This is a genomic window from Blautia sp. HCP3S3_H10_2 (genome assembly GCF_052122375.1).
Taxonomy (GTDB): domain Bacteria; phylum Bacillota; class Clostridia; order Lachnospirales; family Lachnospiraceae; genus Blautia_A.
In genome coordinates, this window is sequence record NZ_JBQKCL010000004.1 from 149,546 (window position 1) to 175,850 (window position 26,305).

The 26,305-nt window shown below is 40.9% G+C and carries 25 protein-coding genes and 1 pseudogene; 1 reads left to right on the forward strand and 25 read right to left on the reverse strand.

Features of this window, described 5'->3' with window-relative positions; translation table 11 throughout:
* Nucleotides 1-51: 51 nt before the first annotated feature.
* The 11 genes from ACTQWB_RS05565 to ACTQWB_RS05615 form a co-directional block, all read right to left on the reverse strand.
* Nucleotides 52-891 (reverse strand): alpha/beta hydrolase, encoded by an 840-nt coding sequence (locus ACTQWB_RS05565; RefSeq protein ID WP_441500764.1) that lies wholly within the window; start codon nucleotides 889-891, stop codon nucleotides 52-54.
* A gap of 145 nt (nucleotides 892-1,036) precedes the next feature.
* Complete coding sequence (locus ACTQWB_RS05570; RefSeq protein WP_441500763.1) at nucleotides 1,037-1,447, reverse strand: TIGR04076 family protein; 411 nt, start codon at nucleotides 1,445-1,447, stop codon at nucleotides 1,037-1,039.
* Nucleotides 1,448-2,086, reverse strand: a complete 639-nt coding sequence (locus tag ACTQWB_RS05575) for a thymidine kinase (protein WP_441500762.1) — start codon at nucleotides 2,084-2,086, stop codon at nucleotides 1,448-1,450.
* A gap of 49 nt (nucleotides 2,087-2,135) precedes the next feature.
* Complete coding sequence (locus tag ACTQWB_RS05580) at nucleotides 2,136-2,612, reverse strand: nucleoside deaminase (RefSeq protein ID WP_441500761.1); 477 nt, start codon at nucleotides 2,610-2,612, stop codon at nucleotides 2,136-2,138.
* Between the two features lie 48 nt (nucleotides 2,613-2,660).
* On the reverse strand, nucleotides 2,661-2,903 hold the full coding sequence (locus ACTQWB_RS05585) for an RDAC family protein (RefSeq protein ID WP_441500760.1): 243 nt from the start codon (nucleotides 2,901-2,903) through the stop codon (nucleotides 2,661-2,663).
* A gap of 341 nt (nucleotides 2,904-3,244) precedes the next feature.
* Nucleotides 3,245-3,589: a hypothetical protein gene (locus tag ACTQWB_RS05590; RefSeq protein WP_441500759.1), complete on the reverse strand. Its 345-nt coding sequence runs from the start codon at nucleotides 3,587-3,589 to the stop codon at nucleotides 3,245-3,247.
* A gap of 459 nt (nucleotides 3,590-4,048) precedes the next feature.
* Complete coding sequence (locus ACTQWB_RS05595; RefSeq protein WP_441500758.1) at nucleotides 4,049-4,750, reverse strand: response regulator; 702 nt, start codon at nucleotides 4,748-4,750, stop codon at nucleotides 4,049-4,051.
* Entirely contained in the window at nucleotides 4,743-6,716 is a 1,974-nt protein-coding gene (locus ACTQWB_RS05600) for an ATP-binding protein (RefSeq protein WP_441500757.1), read from the reverse strand. The genes ACTQWB_RS05595 and ACTQWB_RS05600 overlap by 8 nt, the downstream gene beginning before the upstream one ends.
* 72 nt (nucleotides 6,717-6,788) lie before the next feature.
* Nucleotides 6,789-7,067, reverse strand: coding sequence for a hypothetical protein (locus ACTQWB_RS05605; RefSeq protein WP_441500756.1), 279 nt, complete (start codon nucleotides 7,065-7,067; stop codon nucleotides 6,789-6,791).
* Nucleotides 7,068-7,112: 45 nt separating this feature from the next.
* On the reverse strand, nucleotides 7,113-7,760 hold the full coding sequence (locus ACTQWB_RS05610) for a potassium channel family protein (RefSeq protein ID WP_441500755.1): 648 nt from the start codon (nucleotides 7,758-7,760) through the stop codon (nucleotides 7,113-7,115).
* Between the two features lie 13 nt (nucleotides 7,761-7,773).
* Nucleotides 7,774-9,111 carry a TrkH family potassium uptake protein gene (locus ACTQWB_RS05615; RefSeq protein ID WP_441500754.1) on the reverse strand — a complete coding sequence of 446 codons (1,338 nt, stop codon included), beginning with the start codon at nucleotides 9,109-9,111 and terminating at the stop codon, nucleotides 7,774-7,776.
* Nucleotides 9,112-9,706: 595 nt separating this feature from the next.
* Here ACTQWB_RS05615 and ACTQWB_RS05620 point away from each other — a divergent pair.
* Nucleotides 9,707-11,866, forward strand: a complete 2,160-nt coding sequence (locus ACTQWB_RS05620; RefSeq protein ID WP_441500753.1) for an ATP-binding protein — start codon at nucleotides 9,707-9,709, stop codon at nucleotides 11,864-11,866.
* A gap of 373 nt (nucleotides 11,867-12,239) precedes the next feature.
* On the opposite strand, the gene ACTQWB_RS05625 is transcribed toward ACTQWB_RS05620, so the two are convergent.
* The 14 genes and pseudogenes from ACTQWB_RS05625 to ACTQWB_RS05690 form a co-directional block, all read right to left on the reverse strand.
* Nucleotides 12,240-13,172 (reverse strand): DUF1848 domain-containing protein, encoded by a 933-nt coding sequence (locus ACTQWB_RS05625; RefSeq protein WP_441500752.1) that lies wholly within the window; start codon nucleotides 13,170-13,172, stop codon nucleotides 12,240-12,242.
* On the reverse strand, nucleotides 13,169-13,843 hold the full coding sequence (locus ACTQWB_RS05630) for a hypothetical protein (protein WP_441500751.1): 675 nt from the start codon (nucleotides 13,841-13,843) through the stop codon (nucleotides 13,169-13,171). The genes ACTQWB_RS05625 and ACTQWB_RS05630 overlap by 4 nt, the downstream gene beginning before the upstream one ends.
* A gap of 71 nt (nucleotides 13,844-13,914) precedes the next feature.
* Nucleotides 13,915-14,586 (reverse strand): DUF1638 domain-containing protein, encoded by a 672-nt coding sequence (locus ACTQWB_RS05635; RefSeq protein ID WP_441500750.1) that lies wholly within the window; start codon nucleotides 14,584-14,586, stop codon nucleotides 13,915-13,917.
* Nucleotides 14,587-14,632: 46 nt separating this feature from the next.
* A complete protein-coding gene (locus tag ACTQWB_RS05640) occupies nucleotides 14,633-16,354 on the reverse strand; it encodes an MATE family efflux transporter (protein WP_441500749.1) in 1,722 nt (573 codons plus the stop codon).
* Nucleotides 16,355-16,443: 89 nt separating this feature from the next.
* Nucleotides 16,444-17,214, reverse strand: coding sequence for a hypothetical protein (locus ACTQWB_RS05645; RefSeq protein WP_441500748.1), 771 nt, complete (start codon nucleotides 17,212-17,214; stop codon nucleotides 16,444-16,446).
* A 66-nt stretch (nucleotides 17,215-17,280) separates the two neighbouring features.
* On the reverse strand, nucleotides 17,281-17,931 hold the full coding sequence (locus ACTQWB_RS05650) for a TetR/AcrR family transcriptional regulator (protein ID WP_441500747.1): 651 nt from the start codon (nucleotides 17,929-17,931) through the stop codon (nucleotides 17,281-17,283).
* Between the two features lie 193 nt (nucleotides 17,932-18,124).
* Complete coding sequence (locus tag ACTQWB_RS05655; protein WP_441500746.1) at nucleotides 18,125-18,829, reverse strand: hypothetical protein; 705 nt, start codon at nucleotides 18,827-18,829, stop codon at nucleotides 18,125-18,127.
* Entirely contained in the window at nucleotides 18,826-20,118 is a 1,293-nt protein-coding gene (locus ACTQWB_RS05660) for a hypothetical protein (protein ID WP_441500745.1), read from the reverse strand. The genes ACTQWB_RS05655 and ACTQWB_RS05660 overlap by 4 nt, the downstream gene beginning before the upstream one ends.
* Nucleotides 20,115-20,831, reverse strand: coding sequence for an ABC transporter ATP-binding protein (locus tag ACTQWB_RS05665; protein WP_441500744.1), 717 nt, complete (start codon nucleotides 20,829-20,831; stop codon nucleotides 20,115-20,117). The genes ACTQWB_RS05660 and ACTQWB_RS05665 overlap by 4 nt, the downstream gene beginning before the upstream one ends.
* Nucleotides 20,809-21,537, reverse strand: coding sequence for an ABC transporter permease (locus ACTQWB_RS05670; RefSeq protein WP_441500743.1), 729 nt, complete (start codon nucleotides 21,535-21,537; stop codon nucleotides 20,809-20,811). Before ACTQWB_RS05670 ends, ACTQWB_RS05665 begins: the two co-directional genes overlap by 23 nt.
* A 35-nt stretch (nucleotides 21,538-21,572) precedes the next feature.
* Entirely contained in the window at nucleotides 21,573-22,547 is a 975-nt protein-coding gene (locus tag ACTQWB_RS05675; protein ID WP_441500742.1) for a hypothetical protein, read from the reverse strand.
* Nucleotide 22,548: 1 nt separating this feature from the next.
* The gene (locus ACTQWB_RS05680; protein WP_441500741.1) at nucleotides 22,549-24,105 is read right to left on the reverse strand and encodes a DUF6034 family protein; all 1,557 of its coding nucleotides are present in this window, start codon (nucleotides 24,103-24,105) and stop codon (nucleotides 22,549-22,551) included.
* Between the two features lie 91 nt (nucleotides 24,106-24,196).
* Nucleotides 24,197-25,630, reverse strand: coding sequence for a HAMP domain-containing sensor histidine kinase (locus ACTQWB_RS05685; RefSeq protein WP_441500740.1), 1,434 nt, complete (start codon nucleotides 25,628-25,630; stop codon nucleotides 24,197-24,199).
* Nucleotides 25,627-26,291 (reverse strand): annotated as a pseudogene (locus ACTQWB_RS05690) (response regulator transcription factor). The gene ACTQWB_RS05685 and the pseudogene ACTQWB_RS05690 overlap by 4 nt, the downstream one beginning before the upstream one ends.
* Nucleotides 26,292-26,305 lie beyond the last annotated feature (14 nt).

Genomic DNA, 26,305 nt, shown 5'->3' on the forward strand with positions numbered 1-26,305 from the left:
CTTTTCTCCAATCCTAACGTACAATTTTCATTTGAACTATCAAAATCTATTTTAATTTTCTGCAAAGTAATGTTTCAGCGCATGTTCAAAATGAAGGTTGAACTTTGCTGCCGCTTCTTTGCTTACCTGTAATTCTGGCTTTAGCATATCAAAAGCATGCATATCGCTTTCATATACATCCATCTGTGCATCGATTCCTGCTTTTTGCAGGTTCTCTATGTAAGTGCATGTCTCTGAATAAAACGGCTCTCCATTCCCAACAAAGGTATATGCTGGGGGAAGATTGGTATAATCCATCTGTCTGGCCGGAGCCGCATAGGGAGATACCACTTTTTTTGCATTTTTCCGTAAATATAGCCTCCATGCGATATGGTTTCTTCTGGTATTCCACACCTTTCCATGATTATTGGCGGACGTCTTGGTATCCAGATTGTCAAGCATTGGATACAGGGGCATCTGATATGCAACCTGAACTTCCCCCTTATCCCTTGCAATCATACAAAGGGCAGCACATAATCCGCCTCCGGCGCTTTCGCCGCCTACCATAAGTTGATTCTTATTTATGTCAAATTTCCCTGCATGATTTTTGAGGTACAAAAGTGCATCGTAACAATCCTCGACTGCTGCCGGATATGGCTTTACAAAAGATAACCGGTAGCCTGGTGAAAGAACCGTTGCACCATACTTTTTTACCAGATCAACTGCCCGGGACATATGTACCATTTCTTTCATACCGGTCACATAACCGCCACCATGTATCCATAAGATTCCAGGTGCGTTTAAGGTTTTCTTTTTGGGGGAAACAAGCAACGCCGGCATGTTTTTTCCATCTCTTCTTGGTATCTGAATTCTATTGCAGTTTACTTCTTTATCAGGGAATAAGTTGTACATATGCTGCTCCTATGAATCATCTTTCAAAACTATTTTTTTGCTTTTTTATTTCCGCAATTCAATTTTTTATAAAAGAATTGATGCAGACGCCATACCATAAACGCAAGGAATCCATCAATTCCCAAAACAATTTGCAGCTTATATTTCATCCTGTATATGCATTCTCAGCAGTATTCTTAAAATTCTGTTTTTCAAGCCAGTTCTTTTCTTCTTCATTTTCCGGAATGTCAATTCTTTCAATCTTAAAAATCACAGGTCTTGTCCCATCATTACAGCAGGTAATCATCATTCTCTCGTCATTTGTCCACCCATGCATAATAGAACCGCCCTGCAATGCAGTATAGACATACCGGCTGATTGCATCCCAGGCTTCTCCACAAAATTTTCCATTCATAAGATGATAAAAATCATCCTGTTTGGGGGTTCTTTTCAGAAGAAAAGTATCACCCGCTTTAAAGCAGGGACATGGCCCGGACTTTGGATCTGCCAGATATTTTTCCTGAAGTTCCGGAAATACCTTTGTTTCTAAAACCGTTATCTTACATTCATGCTGCATCTATACATTCCTCCTGGTGCTGGTTTTCTTTTCTTCACCAGCTTCTTTCCACAATTTACCTTCTTTGTAGTGTTTCCGGCAAAGTGCCACATAACTTTCATTGGAACCAAGCATGATCTGCACACCCTCCCGTACAATTTTTCCATTTGCATATCGGGTATTACACTGTGCACGCTTTCCACACCAGCAGACAGTCGGCACCTCTTCTATGACATCTGCAATCTCCATCAAACGTCTGGAGCCAGGAAATAAATGATTGCGGAAATCAGTACGGAGGCCGTAGCAGATCACTGGGATATTATAAAAATCCACAATATCAGACAAAATGTCTATTTCCTCTTCCGAAAGGAACTGTGCTTCATCTACCAGAACTGCATCCACTTTCTTTCCCTGATACCTGTATTCTTTATTTTCTTCTTTCCAGGTTTGGGAAATCTCTTTTAAAAATTCGTCCACGTATTCTGCTGAAGCAGATAATCCCATACGGGACTGGATCTTAAGTTCTCCGTCCCGGTTGTCTGTTCTTGGCTTTAATAATACTGCATACTGGCCGCGCTCTTCGTAGTTATAACGGACCATTAGTATGTTTGCTGATTTCGAGCTTCCCATTGCTCCGTACCGGAAATATAATTTTGCCATTTTCAAATTCTCCTCATGATCTGTGTGCTTTTGGAAGCGTAAAAATTTATCACCCTTTTGTATGATCCTTAAAATACGCTTTTAGTACTTCCAGACTTTCTTCCCGCAAAATCCCGGCAGTAACCTGTGGTTTCCAAAATGAATGCTCAAACACGATCTTCGAACAATCGCATCCTTCGTTTCCAAGGACACCTTCAAGTTCCATATTACTTGCACCATAGACCAGCCTTCCAAGTTTTACCCAGACCATTGCACCACTGCACATGAAGCACGGTTCACAGCTTGAATAGAGCGTATACTCATGCAGATCTGTGATAGAAGTCTGTGCGCAAAATTCCCGGATCAACCCCGCTTCGCCATGAAAAGTGGGATCATGTTTCGTATAAATCTGATTTTCATTTGTAAATACAATCTCGCCATCTTTGACAAGCACTGCACCAAATGGTTCATTGCCATGTGCAACTGCCAGGCGGGAAAGTTCAATTGCTTTTTTCATAAATGCTTCATCGTTTAATCTGTCTTTCATTTTTACATAACCTTTCTTTCAATCTTTCTTAACTTCTCATCTAAATATTTAGCTTAAGGTAAACTCCATTTTCCCATCCGTATAGACTACCTTTCGCCCTTTCTCCTGAAAATATTTTTCGATTACCTCATACAGCTTATCATAACGCCCTTCGCAGGCACAAATACCAAGCGGTTCAATCCAGATTGCCTGTCTCTCGGAAACATTTCGTAAATGTACCCGGAAATTCAACTGGTTATCGGATAACGCTTCGTTTAAAAGAATCACATCATTAAAACTTATTTTTTCCATAGTCCTCTCCCGTTCTCTGCAAATCGGTCATCTGATACATCAGGGCACTGGCCGAACGCTTCTTTCTCTTGCAAAATCACTTCTATAAGGATAACAATCCCAGGAAAATAGTGCAAGTAGTATTCTTTTTGTAAATGAAGAATTCTTCACTATGTATGCAATTGAAGCGGCAGTATCTAACATATCGGCAAATTCTATTTTTTTCCTCTTTGCCTCTCCTTCATAGGAACCTTTGGTAAGACGAAGAATTGCCCGGAATACCGTTTCCCCGTTTTTTTCAATAAAAAGAAGTTTTTTGTTGGAATCAAAACAGGAAAGTAGACATTCATTAGTTGTTCCATCTATATACGATAGACAGGAATAAACAGGAATTTCTCCGATCTGCATGACTGGCAGAAGGCCAGTTTCTTCTCTTGCAAGGAAGCGTCCAGAAGTCCGGCACAGATCTGTCTTCCATTTTTTTCTGTTTCCGGGGTTATTGGATATGCAATTTCACGCTCCAAGTCCCCATCTGGGTATTTTAGTTCCTGGAATTTTCCCAGAAGCTCCGCCACCACCAGTCTTCGAATCTCTTCCTGTTTGCCGGGACGGCTTTTTAAATAAGCAGCCATAATTTCCGCACCGCCTTCAAAGAGAAATTCCTGGATTCGTTCCTGATTCTCCTTTTGAAAGTCTTCTGTCAGCATCAGTTCTTCCTTCAGGGATGCAAGCATTACACAGCCCAACAGTATTTGAATGATACTGCTGTTTACAATAAGCCCCGTTATTATTCCTTCGCAACAAATAATTATAATGGGTATTACTGTGAACTGTTTCACAATTTGATTTTCTGATATAGGAATAAATAAACCATCTGTCGCCTTATGCATACACCTTAGAAAAGGTTTAATGTCAAGAAAAAAAGAAGACATTTTCTACTTGTCCTCTTTTTTAAAAAAATTTTCTATTTTTCATTGCACATTACAATCCGTACCGCTGAAATAAATAAAATCAAACCTAAAATGAGTGTTATGATTTTAAATGGGGTACTCATATAAGTGCTGCATAGCATTAGATATAGCTGTAAGCACATTATAACCACAAGGATTCTTATATCTTTATGTTGGACACACACTTCCGTTTTTTTAATCGAAATACTTGCCGCATTATTCAATCCTAAGCATCCGATACCCGATTCCAATATGGGTCTGAATATATTGCACCCCATTCTTTTCCGGCTCCAGTTTTTTTCGCAAAGTTGCCATGAAAACCCGAAGGGACGCAACGTCGTTTTCCGAACATCTTCCCCAGATCTGCTGCGTGATATAAGTGTGCGTCAGTACTTTTCCTACATTGCGGGATAAAAGACATAACAGTTTATATTCAATGGGCGTCAGATGCAGTTCATTTTCTCCAAGATAAGTACAGCCAGCAGTATAATCTATTTTCAGATTCCCATTTGTAAAAACAGAAGTTTCCTGCTGCACCCCAGCCTGGCTAATGGAAAGTCTTCGCTGCGTAACCCGAATACGGGCAAGCAGTTCCTCCACAGAAAATGGTTTGGTAATGTAATCATCTGCCCCCGCATCAAGCGCTTCTATTTTATCTGTATCTTCACTTCTGGCACTGATCACAATGATTGGCATATTGGACCAGGAACGAATCTTTCTTATCACATCCACGCCCTCCATATCTGGAAGTCCAAGATCAAGCAGCACAATATCCGGATTATGAGAAGAAGCCTCCAAAATGGCAGATGTCCCATTCTCCGCAGCCAGATATTTATAATCGTGGGTTTTTAATGTGGTTACAATTAAATTTCTGATCGGGCGGTCATCCTCTACCACCAGAATTAAAGCTTTATTCATTTAAAGTCACCTCACTTAACGGTAAAGTAAATGTAAAAATACAGCCATGGGGATTGTTATCCGTAAGCTGCAAAGTTCCCTCATGTGCTTCTATAATGGAACGGCAAAGTGCCAGTCCAAGACCAAGGCTTCGATGGCTGTCTGCAACAGTGTTCTTACCAGTATAGAACATTTCAAAAATATGAGGTTTCATTTCATCTGCAATTCCAGCACCATTATCCTCTACCCGGATCTGCGCCATGTCCTCCTGTTTGGAACCCCGGATGCAGATCACCGAACCAGGCGGAGTGTATTTAATGGCATTATCAATTAAGTTCACCAGTACCTGTATAATTAACCGGACATCCATTCGTGCAAGAATAAGTTCCTCACACTCTACCGTTATTTTGTATGCATCATGCTTCCGGTTGATGTGGCGCAGGGACTCTGTAATCACTTCATCCAGCAATTGATCTGAAAATTTAAACTTCAGTCTGCCATCATTTAACCTGGTAATAGAAAGAAGATTTTCTACCACCCCGATCAGCCATTCCGAATCATCATAAATATCGGTATAAATCTGCTGCCTGGTCGTCTCATCCAGACGGTCACCACTATTTAGCAGCATGTCAGCATTGCCAGAAATGGAACAAAGCGGAGTACGAAGATCATGGGAAATTGCCCTAAGAAGATCTGCCCGGAGCTGTTCATTTTTTGCAAGAACCGCATTTTGTTCTTTTTCCATGGCATTTTGTGAATTCTCCATCGCCAATGCGCACTCATTGATCACAGAAATCAAAATGCTGTATTCAAACGAATCAAGAGATTCCTTTTGCACCGGAATTCCGATTACACCGTAGACATGATCCCCGCTTCGGATTGCCAGGTATAAGCATTTGGCGTTTGGAAATTGATGGGTGGTTGCTCCTGCACGCTGACGGTTTTCGTATACCCATCTGGCAATTTCCTGCTCTTTTGCAGTTAATAAATCTTCTGTATCCTGTGTTTCTCCTGTAAAAAACTGTCCTTCTGACAAAGTTCCATTTTCAACCACATATGCAGTAAAGTTCCGGTTCAGAAGGCGAACCAGCTGGGTACAGGTAACATCCAGGATTTCTTTTTTTCCTTTTGCTTTTTGCAGTTGTCGGTCTGTATCAAACAAAATCTGCGTTCGAAAAGCAAGCTGGGCAGAAATCTTTGCATGCGCCTTTAACTTTGCAGCAAGTGCTCCTGTCAGCACAGAGGAAATCAGCATAATCAAAAAAGTCACTGGATATCCGACGGCATAGGTCTGAAAGGACATCCTTGGTTCTGTAAGGAAAAAGCAAAACAGAAACACACTCAAAAAAGATCCTGCAACGCTGCAAAGGTACCCATCTGTTACAATAGAAGTAAGCAGTACGCCCAGAATATATATGGTAACAATATTCGTGTCTGTGAAATTTAGTTTTTGAAATCCAAGACCGATCAGAGTACACACTGCAAAGATAAGTACTGTCAGAAGATAATCCCTGGCAGACGGCCTCTGTGCATACCAGGTAAAAGGCTTTTTATGGTATTTTCCAGTTTTGACCGCATCTGGAATGATGTGAATATCAATTTCTGGAACAATTTCAATCAGTTTTTCTGTTAAGGACGATTTACTAAAAAAATGGCTGCGGCGTGCATTGCTTTGTCCAATGACAATTTTGGTCACATTAGATAACCTGGCATATTCAGCGATCTGTACCGGCACACTTTCCCCATGTGTCATCACAATTTCTGCACCCAGTTCTTCCGCATACCGGATGTGTTCGTCCAGTTTTTCTTTATCTGTCTCGTCTATATTTTTCCCGGTCTGTACATATAATGCGGTAAAACGTGCCTGTAAGGCGCTTGCCATTTTGGCTGCTGTACTGACAATTTTTTCATTGGACGGAGCCGCTGATAGGCAGACAAGTATGTGTTCCTCTGCTTTTGGCTCCATATGTTCTGGCTGCAATCTCATTTTTATCTGCTATCCTTTTTCTGTCTTTTGTCTGAACCGTAGATTTCTCCCAAAGTTACATTGTTTATTGTATCACGCAACCGAGTCATGGTCAAAAATTTGTTTTTTATCTTTTCTGCGGTACAGAAAGATTTCTGCATCCTGATACTCCTTTTGGTATTGATGGATTTCTTTTAATATTTCTTCATCAGTCACCGTATTTAAAACCAAGACCTTTGCCATTTTGGGCTCTTCTTTTTCTATCTGGGACGCATCTGCTATTTCAGCCAAAAAGCGGTCTGCAAGATTTACAAGATAACCACCAAAACAAAACAGGGCCAGTACCGTAAGCACAAGTATTCTATCTGCCACATCAAACACCCCGATTCTTATGTCAACTTCATATCTACAGTAAGCTCAAACACGGAAGCATTTTTGCAGTTCTTTATATTCCCCCAGTACCAGCAGCTTCATATTTTCTGAAAGATAAGTGTCCGGAGAAATGGCAATACTGAAATCTTCTTCGTTTTTTACCGCAAGGATATTAATGTTATACCTCTTTCTGATATCCAGCCCTCCCACCGTTTTTCCTGTCCATTCTTCCGGAACCTCCACTTCAAAAATGGCATGGGAAGCATCCACTTCCATATAATCCAGGATATGATCATCCGTATAACGGATGGATGCCCATTTTGCCACCTGTTTTTCCGGATATACAACTTTATCTGCACCATTGCGCAGCAGGAATTTTTCCTGAACGTCACGCTCTGCCCTGGATATGACAAGCTTTGCACCCAACTCTTTTAATAAAGAAGTCGTTTCCAGGGAATTTTGGAAGCTTCCGCCAATAGTTACAAAGCAGATATCGTAATTTCCAATTCCAAGGGATCTTAAAAATTCTGCATTCGTGCTGTCCCCGATCTGGGCATTGGTTACAAAGGGAAGAGCCTTATCCACACGTTCCTCATTCCAGTCAACAGCCATAATTTCATGTCCCATCTGGCTAAGCTGCATGGCAATGTGTCTTCCAAATCTGCCAAGACCAATTAACAATACATTTTTCATAATTCATTTTCTCCTATCCAACTGTAATTTTTTCCAGAGGCAGTTTTGCGTTTCCTTTATTCCGGCCCTGATATACGGCATAAATTAACGTCAGTCCGCCTACACGTCCAAGATACATAAGCAAAACCAGGATCATCCTTGAAAACAAATGAAGACCTGGTGTAATTCCAAGTGTCAGTCCTACCGTTCCTGCTGCAGAGGCTGCTTCAAAAAGGCAATCCAGAAGCGGAAGTCCTTCCCTGACACTGATTGCGATTCCTCCGCAGAAAAAAAGCATGAAGTAAAGCATGGCTATCGTTGCTGCATTTTTAATCACATGATACTCCAGTCTTCTGCCAAAAGCCCCTGCACTCTCCTGACTACGAAAAGTTGCCACTGCATTTAAAAGCAACACTGTGAAAGTAGTTGTTTTCATTCCCCCGGCTGTGGAGCCTGGGGAACCGCCAACCAGCATAAGCAGGATCATAACCGCTTTGGAAGCTTCTGTCATGTCCGATATCGCAACGGTATTAAACCCTGCGGTTCTGGTAGTCACAGACTGGAAGAAAGAAGCCAGTAATCTTTTTCCTATGGTTAGGTTTTTAAAATCACAGAAAAAGAAAAAAATAGCCGGCAACAGAATCAGACCTGCTGTGGTCATAAGAATCAGCTTGCTTTGCAGCCGGTATCGCCTAAAGTTCCATTTATTCGTATAAATATCATCCCAGGTCAGAAATCCAATTCCACCAATGACAATTAAAAGCATGATCACAAGATTTACTACTGGATTCCAGGTATAATTTACAAGTGAGGAAAATTTATGGCTGGCTGTTCCTAAAAGGTCAAATCCGGCATTGCAAAAGGCTGATATTGAATGAAAAACGGCCATCCATATCCCTTTTCGGCCATAGTCATGAAAAAAAACTGGCAAAAGCATGACTGCGCCGATTGCTTCAATCAGAAAAGTGCCTTTAAGGATAAATCGGGTCAACCTGACGATACCACCAACCTTTGGGGCTGAAATGGCATCCTGGAGTGTACTTCGCTGCATCAGAGATATCTTTTTCCCAGAAAGCAAAGAAACAGATGCTGCAACCGTCACCACACCAAGTCCTCCAATTTGTATTAAAAGCAAAATAATCGTCTGCCCTGCTGCTGACCAATAACTGCCAGTATCCTTTAGAACCAGTCCCGTTACGCAGACTGCCGAGGTTGCCGTAAAAAGCGCCTCATCAAAAGGTGTAAACAGACCTTCTGCCGAAGAAACCGGCAGCATTAACAAAAGTGTTCCTATAAGTATGACTCCTGCAAATCCTAGAATAATCACTTGAAATGATGTCAAATGTTTTTTCCTGCGTTTATTTTCAGGCATACGAACTTCAACTCCCTATTAATCACTTTCCTAGCATTTCCTTAACGTTGCTTTTTATTATATCTGTCTGCTTAATAAGATGGTATAAGAGTATCTGATTTTGTATTAAGATTGTATAAAGAAATAAAACAGGCAGAAAAGAAACTGTGAAATCACAATTTCTTTTCTACCTGTTAAAAAGCATGCATATCGCTTTCCTATTTTTGCTTTTTTATTTTTGCAATTCATTTCTTTTATAAAAAACTGATGCAGACGCCATACTATAAATGCAAGAAATCCATCTAGTTCTTCCACAAATATTGTTTATCGAATTGCCAAAAAGATATTGTCTGAAAAGCAGTATTTATTATATCTCAGATTAGCCAAACTGTATATAGGGGATACAAGATTATTTTTCTAATTGAGGAAACCTATTTCTTGTTTTTTGCATTTTCAAACAATACTTTTTATTTCTTGTTTTTTCTTTCAAATAAGTAGGTATAATTGATTCTCATAGATAAAAAGAGTATAATTAAAAAAGCGAAAGAAAACATCTATTCAGCACACTTTTGCAACTTATTTCTTATCGCAATACCAGATCAAAGGATAATGGGTTATGAAAATAGATACCTTTCTAAAAGAAAACGAAAAAATCGAAAAAAGTCCGCTAGAAGAACAAATAGGCTTCTACAAACGGCTGATTAAAAATGAACCGATTGGTTCCAAAATCCGTCTGCATGCCTATTTTTATTATGCCAGAATTTTTTATCAAGCAGGAGATTTCAGAAAATCCAGGGAAATATTAGAACCTCTTCTGCTCAATTATCAGTGTTATGCATATGAGCCAAAGATCATCTCCTGCTTCAATCTGATGGGGGTATCCTGTCATTGTGAAGCAGAATATGAGCTGACCCGCTATTTTTATAAAAAAGCCCTGGAAATAGCAGAAGCTCATAATGACAGAACCTACTATTCTTATGAACATAACAACATTGCACTTACTTACATCGCAGAAGAGAACTTTAATGAAGCACTTGCATCTATTTTACTGGCAGAAAAATTTCTTCCGGACAGTGATAAAGAAATGGGCGCCTATGTGTACTTGAACAAAGCTATTATCTATCACAATCTAAATCTTTTGGAAGAATCCCTCCAGGCTTATACACTTTGTCTGAAACAGTATCATGGAGAGGAACTTCTTCCGGATGATGTACTGCTTTGCAGCACTTCACTTTTTTACAAACTGGGAAATAAAGAAAAGTATGAAACCGCAAAAAATACTGTGCGGAAGAACCTTAAACAAATGTATGCAGCGGAATTTATGGATGCCTGCCGGGTTTTGTTTGACTGCGGGTTGGATTCCGAAGACTTTGCACTGGTACAAGAAGTCATTGATTCTATGGAACAGTATCTGCAAAAATATCCACGAGAACTGCGTGTTGGTGTGAAAGTGGAAGAATTAAAATTCAGACTGGCTGAAAAACAAAATAATTCTCAGGCCATGCTTCTTGCTGTAGAAGAGAAAACCAGATACAAGCATCAGATCATCAAAATTTCAGAACAACAGCGTACAAGAACTTATGATCAGTTCCTTGCTATTAATAATGATCTGCGAAAAGCCATCGAAAGTAAAGAAAAAGCCAGTCAGGTAAAAACACAGTTTTTGTCCAACATGTCCCATGATATGCGAACTCCCTTCAATGGGATTATAGGAATGCTCAGCATCATCCAGAAGAACCGGGACGATGCTGCCCGGGTAGATGACTGTCTGGATAAAATCGCCTTATCAGCCGATCACCTGCTCTCCCTTGTTAACGATGTCCTGGAAATGACAAAGCTGGAAACAGATTCCATTACCATAGAAAATGAGCCCTTTGAGCTGGATCAGGTCTGTGCAGATGCAATGCATCTGATCACCTTCCAGGCCCAGGAAGCAGGATTGCACGTCCATGAAGAACACGATGACGTCAGAGGCATCCATCTTCTTGGAAGCCCGCTGTATCTGAAAAAGATCCTTCTTAATCTTTTCAGCAACAGTATCAAATATAATAAACCAGGCGGCCACATTTATACCAGTCTACATATTATAGAGCGCACAGAGGATGTAATTACCCTGAAATTCCAGATTCAGGATACCGGGATCGGAATGTCGGAGGATTTTATAAAAAATAAACTCTTTCAGCCTTTTGTGCAGGCAAAAGATTCCGCACGCTCCACTTATACCGGAACAGGACTTGGAATGGCGATTGTGGAACAGATCGTAAAGAAGCTTGGCGGTACCATGGACGTAAAAAGCAAACTGGGGGAAGGTTCCCATTTTACTGTAATCCTTCCTTTTGAAATCGATCAGAATCCGGAAATACCAGAGGATATGGCTCCGACGGAAGCAAACCTTCAAGGTATGCGTTTTCTGCTTGTCGAAGATAACGAACTGAATATGGAAATTGCAGAGTTTCTTTTAAAAGAAGACGGGGCTCTGATTGAAAAAGCGATAAACGGTCAGGAAGCGGTAGAACTTTTTGAAGCTGCTCCTGCTGGTACGTTTAACGCCATTCTCATGGATCTGATGATGCCGGTTATGGATGGCTACGAAGCAACCAAAAAGATACGTGCCTTGGGAAAACCAGACTCCAAAACAATTCCAATCATAGCCATGAGTGCCAAGGCATTTGCAGAAGATGTTTCTGAGAGTTTGGCCGCTGGAATGAATGCGCACTTGACGAAACCTTTGTTCCGTGAGGAGCTGATCAGCACTATTGCAAAATACTGCCATTAATAAAAAGGGCAAAAAACTTTTAACCCTAACCTAACATCACAATATCAATCCATATGTCTATAAAGGCAGAAAATTCTTTTTGGAATCTTCTGCCTTCTTTCTATTCAGCAAACTATTTTTCTACTGTACCATTTTCATTGCATCGGTTTTCATAATTATTTCCAGAATGCGCCGCAAGTTGAATCTCTATAATAAAATTGCCATCCAGTCAGATATTTTCAACCAGATGGCAATAACTTCGTTATTTATGCAGGCAGCAATTCCTCATTTTTAATAATTTCTTCAATCCGTTTTTCTTCCATTCCCGCTACATCAGCAATCTGAGCTCTTCCATTGGAATATCATATTCATTTCCATATAGCTTTTCCTTCTATCAATCAAATTTCAGAACCAGTTGTCCGTCGATCCAGCTTTTCTGATCTGCCTGATGTATTTTATCATCTGGTTTTAAATTTCCAATCAAAAACGGGGATTTCGAATCATGCAAAGCATAATTCTGACGAACCGTTTTGGTATCATAATTAGCATAACAATATTTGCATCCATGAAGACACGTATTATATGCTCCAATATCATTTCCCATAAAACAGGCACATTCTTTCCGTAGTGGCTGCTTTTTCGGTATATCCAGCGTGGTATGGAGGGCTTTTTCATATGTTTCCTGTGTCATACAGCCATTGCAATCTGCCCCATAACAGGCTAATTCGGTTCCTTCCCCACAGGGATATACTTTCATTCCATGTGCCGCGGCTATCTGTATCATGTTTTTCCCAAGTGACAGACGTTTTTCTTTTGGTACAGCTTGTGCTTCTGGAAAATTTCTTCTCACTTTCTGATACAGGTCGATGAAACTGATCACGCAGGTATGGGTATAGCCCTCAAGGGCCTGTGCGATCTGTGTAAACTTTTGGATATGGACCTCTGGCGTATAAGTCTCATTCAGGAATATAGGGTCATAACGCCATCCCATTGAATCCGGTCCTGTAATCTCAGCCAGTTGCCGAAATGTATCTATTACCGCTTCTACGTCTGGAACCAGAGGCTCTATTTCTCTTCCATAAGGGGTAATTGTAACGAACCAGTACATTCCATATGGTTTCAGTAAATCCATGTGTGAAAGCATAGGCGCTGGATTTTTCGAGCAAAACGCAATCAGATCTACCACAGAAGGCGAAAGGGTATATCTTGTTACCTGCTGCGGTTGATATGGATTCCGAACCATCACGTAGCCCTCTTTTATCCGGTTACACAGCCATTCGGAATAAAATGCCGGGATATCCGTCCGCATACCGGTCTGAATAATCATAACAAACTCACTTTATTACATTTTTGGATTGCATCCATCTTATTTCTTTTATAAAAGAATTGATGCAGACGCCATACCATAAATGCAAGGAATCCATTGATTCCCAAAACGATCACACACCACAGTACAGACATATACCAGGGCTGGGAATAAACCAGCAAAAAGAAATAAGGACCTTCTATGATCCTGCATAAATTAAGGATTATCGTAACCACCGCATAGATCAGTGTAGGAATCATAGCCTTTGCAATAGCTGTTCCCGGCAGTTTGTTTTCTATCTCAAATGCAAAAAAGGAAAAAACTGCCAGAATCGGGCAAAGCGTGTGCTGATAAAGCATGGAACCTCTATAAAGCATAGAAAGCGCATGTTCTCCCATTGCAGGCATTAGGATGAATATAACTACAAAAAAAGTCAGCATCAGGCAACTAACGGCTATGTAACGCAGGGTATGAATCCAGACTGGGCACCTGCCTTTTCCACGCAATTCTCCGACTACATATACACAAAACAACAGACTTACGATCATTGCCAGATAATTACTATCCTGTGTGTAAAACATGAAGTTTCCAACGCCTTGATCCGCCACGCTTAAAATAAGTGCAATTACTTCAAAAATCACAATAAGAATATTAACGCACAAAGCACCGATTAATCTGTTTTTATGTTTCATTTTATCTGTTCCTTTCAAAAATATCGTTTCACAAATCATCACGATTTATTTTTCTTTAATTCAAAGCTCCATTAAAAGAAATCCCTATGTTGTATCAAATGACCTGGCTCTGCTATCAGAAACTGCTCATCCCAGTTTCCAGAAACCAGTTTTTCCAGAATCCGATTACTTCCCTGCACATAATCCAACACGGCGTGGATCATATCGGCATTTTTCTGTGCCTGTTCTGCGTATGTTTCCTCGTAACAATCATTATATCCCGTATCAATAATATCCAGGAAACCATATTGGTCAAACCACATATGAAATAATGTCTCTTCATCCATTTTCTGAAATTCTCCAGCTGCTTTACAATAATCTTTCAAAAGTGACAATGCTGAAAATTTTTCAGGATCATCCTCATAAAGATACAGGTGCCCGGTTTCTTTTCGGTTCGGAATATACTGATCATCCGTAGCCAGAAGCAATGAAACACAATCATCTACTCTTGGAATTATGGTTTTCACCTGTGCTTGGACCTGATCCCATACTCCTCCACAAAATCCCATGGCAACCAGAATAGTTTCTGGCTCAATGTTTTTTCTATCAAATTCTTCCCTGATCACGGTTTTCATTTTTTCCGGCTCTACATGGTAAATCCGGTCAATCACCATAACAGGATGATTGGTATGCATCTTTTCCTGCGCCATTTTCACATAAGACTCTAATGAACTGCAGGTAAGAATCACAGTTTTCGTTTTCATGCCTATTACTCCATTATTTCAATCAGCTGACTAATAAGATAGTTACTTAAATCGTCACATAAAGATAATTAAATACCAGCTTTCTCTGATATTCATAATACTTCGCCTTTTTCTTTATCATCTCCATTACAGCCTGGTCAACTTCATCGCCTCGGAGGTCGAAGGGGTTGTAGGAATTGACGTTGTCGCGGATCCGCAGGATATATTCGCCGTCGTTGTCCATTACTTTTACGGATACATAATATTTCTTATCTGTTTCGCCGATACCGAATTTCATAATGTTCAAAAGCAGTTCTTCCACGATCAGATGGATAAAGAAGGACTGTTTAAAATCAAGCTCCCATTCGTCGCACAATCCTTCCAGATTCTCGGACATTTTTTCCATGCTGCCTTCTTCGATTGGATAATATTCTTCGAAAACACGGTTAGTAAAGCTGTATTTTTCTTTTATGTAGTCTTTTATTTTTCCAAATATCTGGATTGCCAAAACAAGCAGCAGACATACGGCTTCGCTTATTACATACACCAGAGCCAGCCCCACGATTCCCATTCTGCTGATCAGCAGGAATCCAGCCGCCAGCATAAGGATAAAGTTGCGCAAAAGGGATAAACCGGAAGCATACCTGGTCTTTCCAATTGTCTGCCAGAAGGAAGTAGTTACCACATTGATTCCTGCCAGAGCCACACTGACTGCGTAAACGCGAAAGGCTGCGGCTGCTGTTTCCAATGCCGGGCCGTCATTTAAGCCAAAGAAAAACAGTATCTGCTTTGCTCCCAACACAAAAAGCAAGGCAATGATAAGCCCTGCGGTTGCAACGATCCGCAATCCGTCATGGTACACGGCCACCATTCCTTTCCAGGCCTTTTCCCCTCCTAAAATGGAGATAACCGTAGAAGCAGCTGCTCCGGCTCCATCAAACATGGCGCTTGGAATGGTGCTCATGGTATAGATAACGCCAAATACTGCTACGGAAAAAGTACCGTCTTCTGAAGAGCCCTTTAACAGCATGGTATTAAACACCAGCATAACCACCGCCTGAAAAATAAAAGCAGAACCTACGCCAAATCCATTTTCCACATATTCTTTGATTTCATTCCAGGTGGGAATGTGAAAATGAAAGCTTAAAAGCGCCTGCTTGTTCCAAAAATGAGTAAGCAGCACCAGAGTTCCTACTGTTTCTGCAATACATAAAGACGCCGAAGCCCCAACAAGTCCCCAATTCAGCACTTTCATAAACAGCAGATCCAGGCTTAAATTTGTGACAATAACGCCAGCTGAAGAAATGGCAGCCAGCTTTGGCGCACCGTCTGTCCGTACTGCAATAGAGAGAATATTATATAACACATAGATCGGGGCAAAGGCAAACACCACGGTCAGATACTGCAAGGCCTGGGGCAGAAGCTCCGTTGTGGCGCCAAGCAGACTGCATAATGCGCTACGAAATACGAGAGATACTGCTGCGAAAAGTACACCTGTTACCAGTCCTGCACTTAATACAGAGCCGAAAATCCGATTTGCACCTTTCAGATCCGCTTCTCCAAGTTTTTTCCCAATTAAGACTCCTGCACCGCCGCCTAAGGTGATTCCCATAAGTAAATAAAGCAGAAATACCGGTGTGGCAATGTTCGCCACAGCCAGTCCGGTACTGCCTATAAAATTTCCCACCAGGGTTGCATCCACAAGGGTAGATACGGTAACTCCCAGAGAAGAACATACTCCCCAGAATAGAAAGGTTCGGTATGCACTTTTTGCGTAATTGTTTTCCATAATCATATTCCTCCTGCACTAGAGCGTGTTTGAAAAAGGCTTTCTGTAAGATGTGTCCCTCGCTTTTTCAATCTGTTTTACAGTTCATATCAAGATAATTTATTTCGTACTGTTTTAAGGACAAATCTTTCGGTATCCTTTAAATAATCGTCAAACCATATAAGGAAATTATATCTTTCATTCTCACTTAAAACAATACCATTTTCATAAATAACCTTTATATCATTCAAAAAGACGTCCTCTCTCTTTACCAGAAAAGAAAACGTCTCATTCTCTACCTTTTCCGAATGGTACAATACATACTGTTTTCCCTGTAACTTTCCAAAAATAATTGAAAAAGGACTGTTTCCAGCCCCTTTATTCCTGTAAATTTTCTTTCCTTCTTTCGTGCAGGTTGGAGGAATCGCTTCTTTTACCGCAGCATGATGTCTTGCTTTGGGAGTAGGAAGTTGGGCTTCCAGGATTTCTCCGCAGGTTTCACAGTATTTGCCCTCTGTTTTTCCGGCTGTCGAACAGGTTGCTTCTACTGCTTTATCTACTACTACTTTGTGACCTGGTGCCGGAATTTCTTCCTGGGTCTGAAGGACTTCATCACACAACTCACATCGAATAAAAGCTGTCCATCCTGGTTCTGTACAGGTTTCCGCTTTACCGTCCTCAGCCACATATCCTACATGTTTCTTTTGCGGAATCTCTTCTTTTGTATAGCCACAATTCTCACAGTGATAATACATTTTTCCAGGAGCCTGGCAGGTTGCTTCCTGGTCAATCTCCCCCGCCCCAAAATGGTGTACTTTGTCATCTGATTTCTCACAGACTGACTCATTAGCAGCAAATGTAATTACAGGTTGTGTCGGCATTAGCATAACTGTGGATAAAAAAATCGCAGTTGCATTTCTTTTATACTTATGTAATTTTCCAAATATTTACTTTTCTGCCAGAACTGCTTCAAATCCTTCTTCTGCTTTTTTTACAGTGTCTTCTATGATTTTTTCAGCAATCGGTTTCAGATTTATTTTTAAGATCTGTCCGATTACTTCCTCCTGTTTTGTTTCTGGTACTTTATATAAGGTAAAGCAGCATTTCAGGAATCTTCTTAATTTATCTTCCATAGTAAAATAGAGGTCACATTTTTTTGCCATAAATCCTCTGGTGATTCCGGCAGAAGCAATGTCCATTTCGTAAAAATCTTTCAATTCAGCATTTTCCATATATTTTGAAAAAATATGCTGAAGCTTCTGTGCTGTGCTCATATAAATATATTCTGAGGTAGTTGGAAGGGAATATCCTACCACATACAGTTCCCTCAACGGTTCTGACAGCTCCGCTATGTACATCTGTATTGAAGTTTCTACTCCATAGATAAGCAGCGGATCAGGATTTTCCCCTAATAATTTCTCTGTATTATCAAACTGGCTTCCAAACATTGTTTTGACCAGGGTAAGCAGCAAAGCTTCTTTATTATCAAATGCTGCAAAAAAGGAGGAAGGGGACATTCCAGCTGCCTTTGCAATAGAGGCAGTGGTAGTCTTCTCGTATCCATTTTCAAGAAATAGTTTTACGGCAGCATAGATCATTTTGTTTCTTCTAACAATTCCTTTATGTTGTAATCCTTTTGGCATTTTTACTTCAACCCATCCTTGCAATTATATTTTTGTATTTATTATTAACTATGCTCAATTATATATTGCTTTGATGGTTTTATCAATGATTATTTACATTTATAAGTATGACTACTTCTCCAGTTTTTTAACTTTTTTTGCTTTTCTTTTACGATTCAAACAGCTGCTTTGCCCTTTCCAGATTTCTTTTTCCATTTATTTTCAGAAACACTTTTGTAATATCCAGTTGTACATCGTTTTCCTGGCAAAGCTTTTGTGCCTGGGAAAATGGAATATAAATGGTATCCTTTTCTTTTTCTGAAACAGACACAACTTTGCAGGGGAGATAGGCATTCTTTTGGATGTGGCTGTCTGTATAAGAGAAAGACGAATTGGAACTGGCACTGCCTTCCTCGTTCCCTTCTGTCATCTGATAAGAAATATTTAGGCATTCCCCCTGTTTCATATATTTTTCCTGCTGTTTTTGAGAAATGGAATGTCCATTGGAATCTTTCATATTCTGAAGAGCCGATGTTCCAAGTAACAGCATGGGCGTATTCCCAAGGTTTTCCTGATCTGGATTACTTCCAAAGGCGTTAAAGTCAATTCCTAAAAAAGTGGTTTCTTCCGTATAGTCTTCAATCTTAATGTTCACCGGAATTTCCACAACCGGCCAGATTTCTTTGATTCCCTTTATCTTTGCTGCTTTTTTCAGGAAATCCTCGTCATACCTGAGGGCTCCAAGTGAAACCAGAGCTGTATACTGCTTTTTTTCTTCCTGCATACCTGCCAGTAACTGGATAAAAAAGAAAACAGCCATTGCAAAAAGAACAAGCACAAAAAAGAGAAAGCCATCCATTTTTTTCTTTTTCAATTGGAAGCCGCCTTTCTGGCCTCTTCCAGGAGAACACTTTTTTTATGAAGTTTTGCCAGAAGAAACAGGATAACAGACAGAAGCAGGACTGCTGCTACGGCAAAAATGGAATACCACCAGCTATTGGTTTCTTCCTGATCCTCTTCCACTTTTAAAGACTGAATCTGGGCTTCCTTTATTTCAGAATCAAAATCTGCCGCCTCTTCATAAGAGTTTCCTTCTGCGTCTTCATAGGTGAGAATCAGTTTTCCATGAATTTTACCGGGAGTCGTCTCTTTCTCTGTTGATTTTGCACTTTCTTCTGTTTCCTCCTGGCTTTCCTGCGTCTGATTACCTGTTTTTCCTTTCACATATACGCGCAGACTTCCCTGTGCAGCAGTTCCGGAATCCACGGTACCGAAAAATGCAGTTTCTTTTGATGTTAATCCATCTGCTTCCATTTTCACACTTGCATTATAAATCTTATCTCTTCCAAGATTCAGCGCCTTTACCGAAATCTCTACAGTATCCATGGTATAGAAAACGGAGGGAATTTCAGAGGCTTCCAGCTTTGCATGGGCAGGCTGGGTGATCTGAAAGGTCAGGCTTTCACTGCCAGTGGCACTGGTTGCCCTGGAATCTTCATAATCCAGTGCAAATACGATCTGCGCCGTTCCTGGCTCACAATCTTCTGTGAGAGTCATCTTCTGCTTCAATGTGATGGCTTCTCCTGGTGTCAGTCTCTGCACATAAAAGGAATTTCTTTCAAATTCAATTCCTTTCGTTTCGGTGGACAGGGAGATTTTCAGTCCGAATACATTCTGGCTGCGGCTTTTGTTCCGAAAGGTCACAGACAGTTCCATTGCAGAGCCTGCTTTTACAGACTGTCCCAAAAGATTATAATCTTCCAGCAGCACCTGGGGTTTGTGATAGATTTTTTCAGCAGAAGAACCGGAACTGGAATCTACACCACTATATCCGCCACCAAAAGCCTCTCCACTGTCTACAACCGGCTCATTCACAGAGCTATCTTGATTTTCTCCTGTAGTTCCATTTTCTATGATCACATGAAGCGGTTTATCGTTTCCCTCTTCCAAAGAATCATCCCCCGATATAAAGCCATCCAGATCAGAATCGGAAGGATTTTGTTCCGTATTTGGCTTCTCAGAATCTGTCGGTCCTTCTTCTATATCCTGGGCGCTTACAAAGGGCGTTTCTGTATCTTCTATATTTTGGGCCGCAACAGAGAATGGCAGAGAAAAAGTCAGAAGCAGAACCGGGAATATTATTTTTACCATTTTCCTTTTCATGGGCTCACCGTCCTTTCTCTTAACACTCCGCCATCCATCTCATATACGTGGTCACACAGGATCCGGATATCTTCCTCATTGTGACTGGCCAGAAGAATGGTTTTTCCCATACTTTTTAATTCCAGAAGAAGCTGGCGTATTTCTTCCACTCCATGTTTATCCAGTCCGTTAAAAGGCTCGTCCAAAATGAGGAACCTTGGATCCTCCATAATGGCCTGCGCAATCCCAAGGCGCTGGCGCATTCCAAGGGAATATTTTCCAACAGGCTTTTTCATATCCGGATCCAATCCCACCTTTTTCAGAACCAGCCGGATATCGGCTTTGGAGATCCTGCCATTCATATCTGCCAGGATTTCCAGATTCCTAATGCCGGTATGCCCGGTAAGGAATCCAGGAGTTTCAATGATCACCCCAAGGCTTTCCGGAAAATCCACCTCCCGGCCAATTTCCTTTCCAAATACCCGGATGGTTCCGGTAGTAGCCGGAAGAAACCCACAGATACATTTCATCAGCACTGTTTTTCCGGAACCATTGTTTCCTACAATTCCATAAACTTGTCCATAATCTAAGGTAAGATTCACTTCCTTTAAAACAAGGTCTTCCCCAAAGCACTTGGTAACGTGCTCAATCCTTACACAGGCAGCATTTCCAGGATAAGTATCAGTTTTGGAAATGCGTTTTGCATCAGTTCTATACTTCCTCCACTTTTCCATACATAACACCTCCCAGAATACCCATTAATGTCAGTAAAAAAAGGATAAGGAACAACCACAGACCAGCCTGGTTCATACCCCAGTTTCCCTCTGCCTGAATCCACTCCACCGGATAAAACCAGATCTGGTCTTTAAAATACCGGTCGTGAAGAATGATTCCAAAATAAAAACTTATAAAGGGAATCCCATAAGCCATGTAGGCTGAATTCCATAAGATCCCACAGATTCCGCCAAAAGTACTTAGCCCGCTTCCAATCAGTCCTGTTCGCAAGGCTTTTTGAAACAGTTCCAGAAGCTTCTCTTTTGGAAACGCCCCTGTTTTTTCCATAGGATAAAATATAACAAAATTAACAAATAGCATGGTAAAAATTGCAAATATCCATACCATAAAGCCTGATACCATAACAGAAAAGACTTTTCCTTCCACATAATGCCTGCGGTCCGTTCTTGGAAGAGTGGCTTTTAAAAATCCGCTTTTATATTCCTGTAAAAAAGAATCACTCCAGGGCAGCACAGAGGCAAATGGAAGGGCAAAGGTAACTGCCTGGCTTTTCAATGCGCTTTCCAGTAAAGTAAGAAAAGTTCCACATTCCAGTGCTTTTTTCAGGCTGGGATAAGTCGCTCCTATAGCCAGGGAAATACAGGCAGTCAACCAGGCTGCCAGGAAATTTTTACCAGTCAGCATACGTTTGGTTTCTTCATACATGGGTCATCCTCTTTTATAATTAGTCAACTTTTGGCTTATGCCTTTTCCCCCAGAAATTCAAATGGATACCGTTTCATCCGGCGAAGGGCAAGAACTGCAAGTACAAGCAGGACTACCCCGAAAAAGATACAGGACTGCCAGATTTTGGGGAGTAAAAGATCATAGCCAAGATCATGTTTTCCATATACTGCCTGGTTCAAAGGACTGATCCAGCAGATCAGCACGTTTATCTGATACATTTCGTACTTTTCTTTATGAAGAAGGGCTGCCAGCACATTGGGATCCAGTAAGAATCCAAAGATACTGTATAGCAGGCCCAGTACCATGCCTTTGGTTTTTCCCTTATAAAGGTTTCCAACCAGTATAACAAAACTTAAGGTCAGGGAGTAACAAAAAAGCAAAAGGAAGACCTGAACCATGCAGCCGTATGGAGAAATACTTTCCATAACCCTTACCGTAGAGGGCACCTGCAGATTTTTTCCAAGCTCTGAATAGCCCAGCATGGCAGCCGTTTCGCTCCAAAGATTGCCCGGATAGCTGTTCTTCATACACAGTACAGTGGTAAAAAGGAGCATAAAAACCGTATATAGAACCGTCACCAGAATCACATAAACAAATTGTCCAAACAGCCATTTTCTCTTTGTCGTACGGACAAGCTGATAAGGCGTCAGGGGTGTGAGTTTCGGAAGATCTGAAAACAGCAATAGCAAAAGCAGAGAACTTAAAAGCACTGCTGTTCCATCCCCAAAGGTCCATAAGAAAGGCTCGATAGCCTGCACCGGGGTATTATAATTTTCCATAACCGCCATAATCCTGCCAGTGAGCAGAAAGCTTAAGACAAATTCCAAAAGGAAGGTAAAAATTACTTTTGGTGTCTGGAAAAAGCCAGCGAAATTGTAATGTACGATTCCGCATATCTGCCTGATACCGTTTGACTTCCCTGCTAATCCAATCCGGGTAAATTTTCCTGTATGTGTGCTGTCTTCTGTTTTCAATTTTGAAAAGTTCATATCAGTATCCCAGGCTGCGGTCAATAATACTTCCATCTACTGCGTTGATGGTAAGGAAACTCCAGGTGGGATTATCAGTAGTATCGGAATAATTCTGGCCATCATATTCACTTTCTGTTTTTCTTGTTCCAAAGAAATCCCAGACCGGCACCAACAGCCCGGTATGAGCATCGTTAGAAGGTTCATAAATTCTGGCATAGCCCAGCACGATCCTGTCAATATCGTAAACTCTGGATTTTTCATATTCCATATTGTCGGCGTTGGTTACGATCATCATTTTTTCATAAGTTTTCATGATTTCAGAAAACGGCAGCAGACTTAGTTTGTCTGTTTTGGTTTCACCAATCATATAAGGATTGGAATAGTACATGCTTGCGATTCCATCTTTATCCACATAGAAATAAAGGCGTTCATAAGACCAGGTCTCCATGGTACTGTCCATATCTTCCAAAGCCCCTCCATCATCTATGGTAACGGTGATTGGAACCCCATTCACTGTACGTGTGTAAGAAATCAGGTAGCCATTTTCCAGGACATTCATGCTGTCATCATTTTCCAGATTTTTACATACTGCATAATTCCAGTCTGCAAACTGCAGGTCCGTAATCCCCAGTTCCTCTACTTTTTCCTGTACCATCTGTTTTGCCTCATCCAGGGAAATCCCAATAGAGTCTTCTGTAGGTTGTTCCCCATCCTCAGAACTGGCCCACTCAAACCAGGCGGCATCTGCAGGCAGTTTTCCCCCTCCTACATTTACTGTTCTCCGGATCTTAGCAGCGAAAGTGTCTGAGCCACTGGAAGTCGTCTGGTAATAATATTCAGAGCCATCTGTCATCTGTGCCACACCGGAAAATTCGTTGTTCCCATCTCCGATTACGTTTCCATCACTGTCTGTTTTCTGGCTTCCTGCAGTTGGTCTTGCCTCTACCAGTGTTTTGGTCTCCGGAGCTTTGTCGTATTCTTCCTCCCAGTATTCGATATCAGAATAAATATCATCGGTATAATTTCCATTCTCATCTGTCCCATAACCATATGGATCCAAATTTCCTTCTGCCACATCTTCTTTTAACTCATCCAGTGTCTGTTTGATTTCATTCTTTGTCTGAATATAATAGCTGTCGGAAGTGTACAGCTTGGCATCCTGGAAAAAAGCATCTGTAATATGATCCAGAAGCTCCTGGGTTACCTCTGCCGGAGTCACAGAAATGGCAGATATTTTTTCCACCTCTGGAACTTCTACCGTCGCATCTGTATTAACCACAAGTTTGGCGCTGTCGTCTGTTACCTGGCTTTTGTAAGTTTGAGGAGCATTCAACAAATCCCTGATCGTAACTGCTGTCGAAGCTCCCTTTTTTGTGTTCTCCTCAGAATCATCCGTATTTTGGGTGGAATCTTTTTCTATCATATCAGTGCTTTTTGTATCATCTGCTTCTTTATAAGCAGCTAATGCATTACTGCCCTTTTGCTTTACCAGGGAAGTTTCCGGTGTCTTAGCACATCCTGTCAGCATTCCCATGCAAAGAGTAAATCCAACCAGTGTTTTTATCATTTTTTTCATTCTTGGTAAGTTCTCCTTCCTTGATTCTGCCTTGATTATAACCTTTCCCATGACACCAAGTATTCCGCAAATTGTAACGGATTTGTAACTGTTACCATAGAACCGAAACGATGGTTCCCTCTCCCACTTTACTGGTAATTTCCAATTGAAATCCATGAATTTCTACTATTTTTTCACAAAGGGAAAGCCCAAGCCCTACGCTTCCTTTTGCCCGGGAACGGGATTTATCAACCATATAAAAGGCTTCTGTTACTTTCCCCAGATCTTCTTTTGGAATTCCTTTTCCAAAATCCTGAACAACAAGCTTCTCTTTCGTTGCTGTTATAACGATTCTGGAATCTTCCTCAGATGCTTTGACTGCATTATCAATAAAATTCGTCACTACACTTGTCATAAGATCCGGATCAAAGATTTTCATAAGTTCAGGTGGCTGGCAGATGATTTCAAGACTTATGTTTTTTTCCTTCAAACGATATGCGACAAGCTGCCTGACATTTTCCAGAAAGGAAGCTGCCTGAATCTCTTCCGGGGAAAAACGCGCTTCTCCGGTTTCATATAGTCCGGTAAGCTCCAGCATTTTCACAGAAAGTCTGGAAAGCCTGTGGCATTCATTTCCAATGTAAGAAAGTGCTTTCTCCTGCCGCGCTGGTGACAGGCGCATGGTAAGAAGGGTATCCGCATATCCGATGATAGCGGTCATCGGAGTTTTCAATTCATGGGCAAGACTTCCAAGGAGCTGGCGTTGCGCCTGGTTTACAGAAGAAAGCTCCTCAATCTGCTCTTTTACTTTGTCTGTCATTAAATTAAAGCTTTTCCCTACCTGTGCCAGTTCTGTATTTCCTTCTACCGGAACCTTCCTTTCATAATTTCCATTTGCCACACAAATAGCCGCTTCACTTAAACCGGCCAACGGTCTCATAATCTTTCGTAAACTTAGGAAAAGAAGAAGTGCTGTGAACAACAGCAGAAAAAGGGTCAGTCCTCCTGCCCGCCAGAACAGTAATTGATTTCGTTTTTGTACTTCTGTAATATCTTTATAAGTTACAATCTGGTATTTCGTATCTGTCCTATCATAATTAGTAGCGGAATAAAAAAGCAAAAGAGTTTTGCCATTTATTTTTGCGGTCAGGGGAGTGCCTCCATAGAGCTGCTCATCCATGGAATTTTCATTTTCCTGATTTTTCAGAAGTTTACAAATATCCTGAATTTCAAACTCATAAGAGGTTCCATTATATAGCTCTTTTCCCTCCTGATACAAAGCCGCAGTATCACGAAATACCTGTCGGAAAGCATATACCATCAATTCTTTTTGGATACTGTTATCCAAACTGACCGGCTGATTCTCCCAAAGTCTTAATTTATTCTCAAACTGCAAAAGATTGTTCTGAAATTTGCTTTCTTCATAACTATTTATGTCCTGAATACTTTGATTTTTCCAGCGGTAACTGGTATAAAAAAAGATAATGGATGACAACACGAATATGATACAGGCTACCTGCAAAAAAATCTTTGTGAAAAGCTTCAAAAATCCACCTCCAATCGGTAACCAATTCTTGGAATGGTCTTAATTCTATCCTGCCAGTCCAGTTTCTTCCGGATCCGTCCTACATGAGCATCCACCGTCCGGGTTTCCCCAGCAAAATCCTCGTTCCAGAGTTCCTGCAAAATCTGGGCTCTTGTCAGGGCTTTGTTGGGATTTTTCACAAAAGCCATAAGACAATTGTATTCCATTGGTTTTAAATAGATTTCTTCTCCATTACGGGTAACCGTACGGCTTTTTGTATCAATCGTGATATCTTCTATCTGGATCTGGTTCCGGACACTGCCATGGCGCTCTAACACTTTTTCCAGCCGCACCATCACTTCCAGCATTTCAAATGGTTTTACAATATAGTCTTCTGCCCCGTCTTTTAATCCTTTTACTTTGCTGGCTATATCTGCTTTTGCGGTAAGAAAAATTACCGGAATATTATAAGATTTTAGTTCCGGCAAAAGTGTATAGCCATCCTTTCCGGGAAGCATGATATCTACCAGGCACACTGGAAATCATGGTCACGTATGATTCCAGTGCTTGCTTCCTCTCCATCCAGATAGCTTACAGCATCATAGCCGGAAACTTCCAGATTCATACAGATCAGGTCATTGATAGTGATTTCGTCTTCTATTACAAGTATTCTGGCTTTCATAAGGGTATCCTTTC